Source organism: Arthrobacter sp. SRS-W-1-2016 (genome assembly GCF_002009585.1).
Taxonomy (GTDB): Bacteria; Actinomycetota; Actinomycetes; order Actinomycetales; family Micrococcaceae; genus Arthrobacter; species Arthrobacter bambusae_A.
The window spans coordinates 1-10,162 of sequence record NZ_MTPV01000011.1 but is presented as its reverse complement, the minus strand read 5'-3'; the positions used below and the strand labels follow the sequence as shown (position 1 = coordinate 10,162).

At 66.5% G+C, this 10,162-nt stretch carries 7 protein-coding genes; 2 read left to right on the top strand and 5 right to left on the bottom strand.

Features of this window, described 5'->3' with window-relative positions; genetic code table 11:
• Positions 1–74: 74 nt before the first annotated feature.
• Positions 75–743 carry a lipoyl(octanoyl) transferase LipB gene (gene lipB / locus BMF89_RS02715; protein WP_078105544.1) on the bottom strand — a complete coding sequence of 223 codons (669 nt, stop codon included), beginning with the start codon at positions 741–743 and terminating at the stop codon, positions 75–77.
• Positions 744–934: 191 nt separating this feature from the next.
• Here lipB and BMF89_RS02710 point away from each other — a divergent pair, with 191 nt between their 5' ends.
• Positions 935–2,515: a serine/threonine-protein kinase gene (locus BMF89_RS02710; RefSeq protein WP_078105543.1), complete on the top strand. Its 1,581-nt coding sequence runs from the start codon at positions 935–937 to the stop codon at positions 2,513–2,515.
• Between the two features lie 4 nt (positions 2,516–2,519).
• Here BMF89_RS02710 and BMF89_RS02705 read toward each other — a convergent pair whose 3' ends face one another.
• The gene (locus BMF89_RS02705) at positions 2,520–3,419 is read right to left on the bottom strand and encodes a TIGR01777 family oxidoreductase (protein WP_078105542.1); all 900 of its coding nucleotides are present in this window, start codon (positions 3,417–3,419) and stop codon (positions 2,520–2,522) included.
• Between the two features lie 83 nt (positions 3,420–3,502).
• Here BMF89_RS02705 and BMF89_RS02700 point away from each other — a divergent pair, with 83 nt between their 5' ends.
• Entirely contained in the window at positions 3,503–7,057 is a 3,555-nt protein-coding gene (locus tag BMF89_RS02700; RefSeq protein ID WP_078105541.1) for a S41 family peptidase, read from the top strand.
• A gap of 76 nt (positions 7,058–7,133) precedes the next feature.
• Here the strand turns inward: BMF89_RS02700 and BMF89_RS02695 are convergent, their stop codons facing one another.
• From BMF89_RS02695 to sucB, 3 genes are all read right to left on the bottom strand, one after another.
• On the bottom strand, positions 7,134–7,562 hold the full coding sequence (locus BMF89_RS02695; RefSeq protein WP_078105540.1) for an OsmC family protein: 429 nt from the start codon (positions 7,560–7,562) through the stop codon (positions 7,134–7,136).
• A gap of 198 nt (positions 7,563–7,760) precedes the next feature.
• A complete protein-coding gene (locus BMF89_RS02690; RefSeq protein WP_078105539.1) occupies positions 7,761–8,132 on the bottom strand; it encodes a hypothetical protein in 372 nt (123 codons plus the stop codon).
• A gap of 124 nt (positions 8,133–8,256) precedes the next feature.
• Positions 8,257–10,029: a 2-oxoglutarate dehydrogenase, E2 component, dihydrolipoamide succinyltransferase gene (gene sucB, locus BMF89_RS02685; protein WP_078105538.1), complete on the bottom strand. Its 1,773-nt coding sequence runs from the start codon at positions 10,027–10,029 to the stop codon at positions 8,257–8,259.
• Between the last annotated feature and the right edge of the window lie 133 nt (positions 10,030–10,162).

Here is a 10,162-nt window from a genome sequence, read left to right as displayed (position 1 = left end):
GGGCTTGCGTTCGACCGGGACGGCTTTGTTGCGCTGTTCAACGCGCAGCAGCTTACGGCCTTCAGGTGCCAGGGTCACTGGAGTGCTCCTTCGGGGCTGGATACGAGTGCTTCTTCGTGCTTGCGGAACTCTTCGATGAAGCGCTCAGCAATATCGGCCGGATTGATGGTCCTGCCAGTCTCGAGGGACATGGTGGTGACGCTGGCATCGGTGATGCCGCAGGCGATGATCTGCGCGTAGGGAGCGAGGTCGTTGCTGCAGTTGATTGCCACGCCATGCATGGTGACACCGTCCAGGACACGGATGCCGATCGCAGCGATCTTGCGGTCCGGACCCTTGTCATCGGCGAGGACCCAGACTCCCGCCCGGCCTTTGACCCGCGTGGCCTTGATCCCGTAGTCCTCCATGATCGCGATCATGACGGCTTCGAGGCGCTCGACGTAGTCACGGATCCCGGCGCGGTTCTTCAGCTTGAGGATGGGGTAGGCAATGAGTTGGCCCGGCCCGTGCCAGGTCAATTTTCCGCCACGGTCCACCGGAACGACGGGCGTGCCGTCAAACGGGCGCTCGTGATCCTCCGTGAGCTTGCCTGCCGTGTAGACCGCGGCATGCTCAAGGAGCAGGACGGTGCTGGGTTTCTCGCCGGCAACAACCTTGTTGTGGAGTTCGCGCTGGATATCCCAGCCCTGCATGTAGTCGACGAAATCCGGGGCAAGACCCAGCTGTAAAAACTCAAGAGTCATGGGGACAAGCTTAGACCCCGCCGGGCGCAGGCCGTGATTTTGTGGCCAAGCTCTCAGTCGTACTCGGCTTGCTCGCTAGGCTCCGGCCCCTGGCCTGTGGATAACTTCTGCGGCAATCCGCGATTTCCGGTATTTGTTGAGGTATGGAGACTTTTTCGCCCGGCGGGAGTGGCCAGGACCACGGCAGGGATATGCCTTCCTCGGGGACAGAACCTTCCGGCCCCGTGATCCCGGGTTTTGTCCCGGTCCGCGAGTTGGGGTCTGGCGGGAGCGCCACGGTGTGGCTGGCAACGGAGCTGCGGTCAGGGAGCAATTTCGCCGTGAAATGCCTTGGCCGGAAACCGGAGGCGTCGGCTCCAGGCGCGGCTACCTCATCCATGCTCCGCGAGGTGCGGCTCCTGTCCCGGCTGGACCACGATCACCTCGTCAAGGTCCGCGGCGTCGTTGAGCTGGCAGGATCCTTCGCCGGCGGCGTGGGCGTGGTCATGGATTACGCCCCCGGGGGATCCCTCGGTCAGTTGGTGTCCAGCAGGGGGCGTCTTGGCGTGGGCGAAACGGTGACTATCCTGACGCCCCTCGCGCAGGCCTTGGCTTATCTGCACGGCCAAGGCATGACGCATTCCGATGTTTCGCCCGGGAACGTGCTGTTCACCGCCCAAGGGAAGCCGCTGCTTTCGGACTTGGGCATCTCCCGCGTCGTGGGTGACGCTCAAGGGGTCCCGGACTCGGGCACTCCGGGCTTCGTGGATTCCGATCCGGTTGTCCGGGGGAGCGCGGAACTCCAACCGCAACGCGATACGTACGCCCTCGCCGCCCTTGGCTGGTATTGCCTCACCGGTTCCGCTCCCGACACGGCGGCCCGCCGGCCGCCCCTGACATTACTGGTGCCCGCGGTCCCCACCGCCCTGGCCGTTGCCATCGAGGCCGGGCTCCATCCCGACGGGCAACAGCGGCCTTCCGCGGCCGATTTGGGTGTTGCCGTCTACAGGAGCGCCGCGCCGGAAGCCGTGGACCTTTCCGCCTCGGTACATGCGACGGTTGTCCCTGAACTAACGACCCGGCGTCGTACTCCCGATCCCCGCTCAAGGCGCGCCCGTATCGCGGCGCTTTTCAGCCGCCACCGTTCGCCGGCGGCGGGCCGGGCGCGACGGCGGGCTGTCGTGCGGGTTTCCGTACGACGGCGGGTGGCGGCCATTGTGCTCGTCCTCGGGATAGCCGCGGGCGCCGGAGCAGTGACCGTGCTGTGGGCCGGCACAGCCTGGCGGGCTGGCGACCGGGGGCCGGGGGCCGGGCCGCCGGCTTCCGCTTCGACTCCTGAGGCCGTGCTCGACAAAGTCCCGGCGGCGGCAGAACTTCCTGCGGCGGCGCGGGACCAGATCCGATCACCACATCCCGAGGAAGCCATCAGGGGACTGTCGGCGATCCGGGACATGGCGCTACGTTCGGGGAAGTTCGAGCTGCTGGAACACGTCAACGTGCAGGGCTCGGTGGCTGCCGCTTCGGACGGAAAGCTCAGGGACGGGTTGATCGATGCAGGCGTAGTTCTCGCGGGCTTTTCCACGACCTTGACTAGCGTGAATGTGGAGGGACCTTCCAGCCTGGACCGGGCAACAGTTGCCGTCACAGTGGAAACCTCCGCCTATGAAGAACGGGACGCTTCGGGGAATGTTGTCCTCTCGCGTCCCCCCGGCAAACCACAAGAGCTCCGGGTGGTTCTCCTGCGTGGCGGGGACGCGTGGAGGATCACGGAGATCCTGGCCGGGCAGACGTAGGCGGTCACTTGCCGCCGCTTGCCACCCACCGGGCGGCGTCCGCCAGCGCGGGATGCTGCCAGGCAAAGCCCGAGTCCATCAGCCGCGCCGGTTCCATGCGCTGGTTGGCCAGCACAAGTTCCTCTGCCAGATGGCTGCCGAGGGCGAGGCGCAGGGCCGGGGCTGGCACCCGGAGGAACGCCGGCCGGTGCAGGGCAGCAGCCAGTTGCGCAACGATCGCGTTGACGTCGGCGCTTTCCGGGGCGCACACGTTGACGGGACCTTCGAGGGAGGAATCGAGCAGGTATTCGAAAGCGGAAACCTCATCCACCAGGGAAATCCAGGGCCAGTACTGCCGGCCGTTTCCCAAAGGTCCGCCCAAGCCGATCTTCAACAACGGAAGGAGTGGCCCCAGCGCTCCGCCGTCCGGGCTGAGGACGACGCCCGTACGCGGCGTCACCACTCGTACGCCGGCAGGTGCCGTGCGGGCGGCGGCTTCCCAATCGACGCACAGGGTGGCCAGCATGCCCTGGCCTGGCCCCGTGTCCTCCCGGAGCAGGCCGGGCCGGGACGAGCCGTAGTATCCGGATGCGGACTGGCTCAGAAACGTTCCGGGCGGAGTTCCCAGCCGTGCCATCGCCGTCGTGAGTGTTTTTGTTGTCCGCAAGCGTGAGTCGATAATCTCGCGCACGCGTGCTTTGGTCCAGCGGCGCTCCCCGATACCCGCCCCGGAAAGGTTGACCACTGCGTCTGCGCCGTCGAGCACCGCCTCATCCAGTTGCCCCTCGGCCGGATCCCAATATGCCTCGCCTGTTCCCGCAGGCGCACGCCGGACCAACCGGACGACGTCGTGCCCGCTGCCGAGAAGACGCGCGCAGAGCGCGGTTCCGATGAATCCTGAAGCACCCGATATCACGATTCGCATGCCTCATCACATCATGGCAAGCATCACTTCGGCATTACGGTAGGCCTCAAAGGGCTCACTTCTCCTTTGACTATGATCGAACAATGACCTCCTCCAGCTACTTCCGTTTCCCGCATTTGCATGGTGATTTGATCACTTTCGTGGCCGAAGACGACGTTTGGATCGCGCCCGTGGCCGGAGGCCGCGCGTGGCGGATTTCGGCCCAGCAGCTTCCTGCACGCAATCCCCGGTTCACCCCGGACGGAAAGCGGCTCGTCTGGACGACGATCGTCGGGGCCGCTCCCGAGGTGGTGACCGCGAATGTCGACGGCGGCGGGTACCGGCAGTTGAGCTACTTCGGTCACGGCACCACCCGCGTCAAGGGATTCACCTCCACGGGTGACGTCGTGGTCACCTCGGCCTTCGAGCAGGCCGAGGGACGGCACACGCATGCCTACGCCTTGCCCCTCGACGGCGGCCCCGCCGTCGAGCTTCCGTTCGGCCCCGTCGAATCGGTGGCTTTCGGCCCGGAAGTAGGGGACGAGCGGCCCGTTGTCCTTTCCAGCGTGCTCTCCCGCGAACCCGCATGGTGGAAGCGGTACCGTGGCGGTACCGCCGGAAAACTGTGGATCGACGCCGACGGGAACGGCGAGTTCGCCCGCTTGGTGCCCGAGCTCAACGGGAACCTCGCGGACCCGTTGTGGGTAGGCGGACGCATCGCTTTCCTTTCGGACCACGAGGGTTACGGAAACCTCTATTCTGTACAGCCGGACGGCTCGGACCTGCGCCGGCACACCGATCACGAGGACTTCTACGTCCGGCACGCGGCGAGCGACGGCAAGCGGGTCATCTTCGAATCGGCGGGCGAGTTGTGGATCCTGCCGACGCTTGAGGCCGAGGCCGAGGCGGTACGGCTGGACATTAGCTTGGGTTCGGCATCCCAGGCACGCCGGCCGGCACCCCTCAAAGTTGCCGCCCACGTGGGCGACGTCGTCCCCAACGCAGCCGGCTCGGCCAGCGCTGTGGAATCCCACGGAACCATCCACTGGCTGCGCCACAAAGACGGACCGTCCCGGGTGGTCGAAGCGACTCCCGGCGTGCGGGCAAGGCTTCCCCGGCCGCTCGTCGACGGTCGTATCGCCTATGTAGCGGACCACGACGGTGTCGATTCCCTGTACGTCAAGAGGATCGCGCCGCGTTTTTCGCAGCCAGCCGTCGAAACACCAGTCCAGGACCCCGTACCGGCGACCCCTGAGGCTGAAGAAGCCGGGGCCGGACAATTGCCCCGCCCCGTCTCGGCGTCGGCGATCACGGGACAGCCCGCGACGTCCGGAGTCCGGGAGCCGGAACCGCGCACGGAGCCCGGGGCTGTTTCCGCGGAGGCCGCCGCCGCGGCGGCGGACCCCGCGGCTGCCCCTGTTGGCGCCACACGTAGCGGAGCCGAGGATGCACGGAGCGATTTCCTGAGGATCGATTTCCCCAGGGCAGCCCGTCCCAGCGCCGTCGAAGCCAGTCCCGATGGCCGGTGGCTTGCCGTAGGTACTGCGTTCGGGGACGTCTACCTGGCCGACACCGCGAGCGGCGCCCTGTCGCTGCTTGTCAGCGTGGGGGATGGAAGCATCGACGGCCTCGCATGGTCGCCGGACTCCCAATGGATTGCATGGTCCGAACCTGTGACGTCCTTCGGTTCGCGGAGCAAGCTGCGCATGGCAAACACCGCCAACGCGCAGGACATCGTGGAGGTCACCGACGGCCGCTTCTGCGACGAATCGCCCGCCTTCACTCCCGACGGCAAATTCCTGGCGTTCCTGTCGAACCGCAGCTTTGATCCTGTCTATGACGGCCACGCCTTTGATTTGTCCTTCCCCAGCCCCATCAAGCCGTACCTCGTGGCACTCGCTGCAGCCACTCCGTCTCCCTTCGGCCCGGTGGTGGACCTGCTGGACGAAGATGGAGCGGGCGCCCTCCGCGACGGGAAGAACGACGCGGCGGACGGCGCGAAAGACGATACCGGGAATGGTGCCGGGACTGTCACGGTCCGCGTGGACCGTGAGGGGCTGCCGCTGCGCGTCATCGGCGTACCTGTACCGCAGGGCAACTACTCGGCGCTTTCGGCCTCCAGCGGAGCATTGTTGTGGCTCGACACCCCGCTTTCAGGTGTCACGGGAGACGGCCGTGGCAAGGTGCAGGACAAGGCACCCGCCCCGGCCTTGGTCCGTTACGACCTTACGAAGCTGAAGCAAGTCACGCTTGCGTCCGAGGTCGAGCGCTACCGGCTGTCCGGAGACGGCCGGAAACTCGTCTTCGTCAACGACAAGCAGGTCATCGCCGTCCCGTCCGACGCCAAGGCCGAGGAAGAATCCGGAGACCTTGTCAAGGTTGAGCTAAACCGTATCCGGGTGGTCATGGATCCGTTGGCTGTATGGGGACAGGCATTCGACGAAGCATGGCGGCTGCAGCGGGACTTCTTCTGGACCGAAGACATGGCCGGCCAGGACTGGGATACGGTGCATGGACGGTACCGTCCCGTCGTCGAACGTCTGGGCTCGCGCGACGACCTGGTGGACCTGTTGTGGGAACTGCACGGCGAGCTCGGCACGTCACATGCCTACGTGCGTCCGGCAGCGGTGGGCGAACCCGGGAGCAATGGACAAGGCAGGCTCGGTGCCGACCTCATTCTCACGGAAGATGGTTGGGAGATCACACGCATCCTCGCGGGCGACTCCTCCGACCCCCTGGCCAACTCGCCGCTGACCAGGCCGGGCGCCGACGCGAAGGTAGGCGACGTTGTCCTGGCGATAGACGGCGTCGGGCTCTCCGCGGACCGTACTCCGGCCAAACAACTGGTGGGCGCCGCGGGCCGGACCGTGGAACTGACCCTCCTCAACGGAGGCGGGCACGGTGAGGCGGCAGGCCGGCAGCGGCGGATCGCCGTTGTTCCGGTGAAGGATGAGGAACGCCTGCGGTACCAGGAATGGGTCCACGCCAACCGGCGCACGGTGCGCGAGGCCTCGGACGGAAAGTTCGGCTATCTGCATGTCCCGGACATGATGGCCAATGGCTGGGCGCAGCTCCACCGCGATCTCGACACCGAGACCGCGCTGGACGGGTTGATTGTCGACGTGCGGCGCAACCGGGGCGGCCATACCTCGCAGCTCGTGGCCGAACTGATCGGCCGCAAGGTCACCGGCTGGAGCATGCCGCGCGGCGAAAAGCCGCGAACCTACCCCCAGCACGCCCCGCGCGGACCGGTCATTATCCTCGCAGACGAATTCGCCGGCTCCGACGGCGACATCATCACGCAGGTCTCCAAACTTCGCGGCATCGGACCGGTCATCGGCACCCGGACCTGGGGCGGCGTCGTAGGCATCGACAACCGTTTCTCCCTGGCAGACGGCACCGGCGTGACCCAGCCGCGCTATGCCACATGGTTCTCGGGCGGCATCGGCTGGAGCGTGGAGAACTTCGGTGTTGAGCCTGACATCGAGGTGGTGTTCCCGCCCCACGCTTATGCGGCTGGCACCGATCCCCAGCTGGAGTACGGGATCGGCGCACTCAAGGAAATGGTCCAGGAACTACCCACGGACCGGCCACCGCTGCGCGAAGGCTACCGCAAGCTCCGGCCGGCTGCGTTGCCAGCGAGGCCGCAACAAGGCTAGCTTGAGGCCCGCAAGACGAAGTCCCCGCCCTTCCGGAAGGAAAGGCGGGGACTTCGCTGCTTGGGACGGGTTGCCGCTAGGACGCGAGCGTGGCATCCAGCGTGATCGGGGTTGCCCGGAGTGCCTGGGAGACCGGGCAGTTGAGCTTGGCGTCTTCGGCGAGGCGCTGGAATTCTTCTTCGGAAACGCCGGGGATCCGTGCGCTCACGGTCAGGTGGATGCCCGTGATGCCTTCGCCGGGCTGGAAGGTGACGTCGGCCTTGGTGTTGACCTCTTCCGGTGTGAAGCCTGCGCCTGCGACGCCGTTGCTGAACGCCATCGAGAAGCATGCCGAGTGTGCGGCGGCGATGAGCTCTTCGGGGCTGGTCTTGCCCTCTGCGGACTCCGCGCGGGCCTTCCAGGTGACGTTGAAGGTCCCGAGTCCGGAGCTGTCCAGCGTGGTGTTGCCTGCGCCTTCGATCAGGTTGCCGTTCCATACGGTGTGTGCGGTGCGTGTTGTAGCCATGTCCACTCCTCAGCGTCGTTGCGAATTGGCATCCGGATGCCGGATGCCGCCGGGATCAATCCTAGGGATTCGACGGCGGCGGCGCACCGCTTGTCCGCTCTCAGAGGATTGTGACTGCCCCGGTTTAAGCGGCAACGGCCGCCCGGACGGAAGGTCCGGGCGGCCGCGCAGTTTGCTCGAGTCAGCAGCTATACGGGATCACTGCCAGATCGTGGCGATGGCGATGTTGAGCAATGCCAGGCCGCCGACGCCGTGGGCCAAACCTGTGGAGACTGGTTCGCCCTTCTTGACCTTGCGGGCACCAATGACGGCCATCACGGCAACTGCGAGGCCGATGGCGAACTTGATGCCGAGCTTGAAATAGTTGGGATCGCCGAATTCGGCCGGATCTTGATTGTGGAGCACGGGCAGGAGACCCATCATGGCAATACCGGTGATCAGCTGCACGAAGGCGCCGTCCCGCTGGCGCGGGTGGACGGTCGGCTGCTTCAAGGTGGCGATCCAGTAGCCCACGATCATGGCTGCGCCGACGATGTGCAAGAACAGCAGGACGTTGAAGAGGATAGTCATGGCTCCAGCTTAGCCAGAATCTTCTACGAGCCGTAGCAAAGCCACGGAACAATGTCCGGGCGTGAAAACGGGAAGGTCCAGGCGGTTTCCCGCCGGGACCTTCCCGTCGTCGTGATGGCTGTTATCAGAGGCCCAGGTCGGCTTCGAAGGAACCTTCCTCAAGGCGGGCCTTGAGGGTCTGCAGGAAGCGGCCCGCGTCGGCACCGTCAACCAGGCGGTGATCGTACGTCAGCGACAGGTACATCATGGAACGGACAGCGATCGAGTCATCGCCGTTCTCGTCGGCAACCACGACCGGGCGCTTGACGATGGCGCCGGTGCCCAGGATGCCCACCTGCGGCTGGTTGATGATCGGCGTGTCGAACAGTGCGCCAACCGAACCGATGTTGGTGATGCTGAAGGTACCGCCGGACAGCTCGTCCGGACCGATCTTCCCCTGGCGGGTACGGCCGGCGACGTCGGCGATCTTGCCGGCCAGGCCGGCAAGGTTCAGGTTGCCGGCGTCGGAAATAACCGGGACCAGGAGGCCCTTGTCGGTGTCAACCGCAATCGCGAGGTGTTCCGCGTTGTGGTAGGTGATTTCCTGCTTGCCCTCGTCGTATGCCGCGTTCAGCTTGGGGTGCTGCTTCAGTGCTTCGGCTACGGCCTTGGCGATGAACGGCAGGAAGGTCAGCTTGACGCCGTTCTGGGCTTCGAAGGAGCCCTTGGCCTTGAGGCGGAGCTTGGCGATCTTGGTCATGTCGACCTCGTGCACTTGCGTCAGCTGCGTTGAGGTTTCGAGGGACTCGCGCATGCGGCGGGCGATGACCTGGCGGATGCGGGGAGCCTTCTCCACGGTCCCGCGCAGCGAGGAGGCCGCGACCGGGGCGGCAGCAGGCTTGGCGGGGGCTGCCTGGGCTGCCGGGGCGGGCGCGGCGGCTGCTGCCTTCTTGGCATCGGCCGCGGCGAGCACGTCCTGCTTCCGGATACGGCCGCCGACGCCGGTGCCCGTCACGGTGGTGATGTCGACACCGCTCTGGTTGGCGAGCTTGCGGACGAGGGGGGTGACGTAGCCGGATTCGCTTGAAGACGCTGCCGGAGCGGAAACAGGTGCCGGAGCTGCGGGAGCGGCCGCCGGTGCTGCGGGTGCGGGAGCTGCCGGTGCCGGTACGGATTCAACGACGGGCGCTGCCGCGGCGGTAGCCGGTGCTGCTGCTGGTGCCGGGGCCGCAGGCGCCGGTGCCGGTGCTGCGGGTGCGGGAGCTGCCGGTGCCGCCGCGGCGGGGGCGCCGGAGCCGATGACTGCAAGAACGGAGCCGACCTCGGCCGTGTCGTCCTCGTTGACGCGGATCTCGAGCAAGGTGCCTGCCACGGGGGAGGGGATCTCGGTGTCGACCTTGTCGGTGGAGACCTCAAGGAGCGGTTCGTCCACTTCCACGGTGTCGCCGACGGCCTTGAGCCAGCGGGTGACGGTGCCTTCGGTGACGCTTTCGCCCAAGGCGGGGAGGGTCACGTCGTGGCCCGAGGCTTCACCGGACGGTGCTGCAGGGGCAGCTGCAGGAGCGGGGGCTTCTTCGGCTCCGGGAGCCGGTGCTGCTTCAGGGGCGGGCGCTGCTTCAGGGGCGGGGGCTGCCGGTGCTTCTTCCGAAGGCGCGGCTGCAGGCGCTGCAGCGCCGTTGCTGCCGCTGCCGATCCGAACCAGGGGAGCGCCGACTTCGGCGGTCTCGTCTTCAGCTACGAGGATTTCTTCGATGATGCCGGCAATAGGAGACGGGATTTCGGTGTCTACTTTGTCGGTGGAAACTTCGAGCAGGGGCTCGTCGACTTCCACTCGGTCACCAACCTGCTTGAGCCAGCGAGTGACGGTGCCTTCGGTGACGCTTTCACCAAGGGCGGGCAAGTTAACGGATTCAGACATGTCGTCCCCGTTCTCCTTATTGATCTTTAGTGCGGATGAGTGTTGCCTGCTGGGGTGCGGGGGGGGGGGGGGGGGGGGGGGGGGGGGGGGGGGGGGGGGGGGGGGGGGGGGGGGGGGGGGGGGGGGGGGGGGG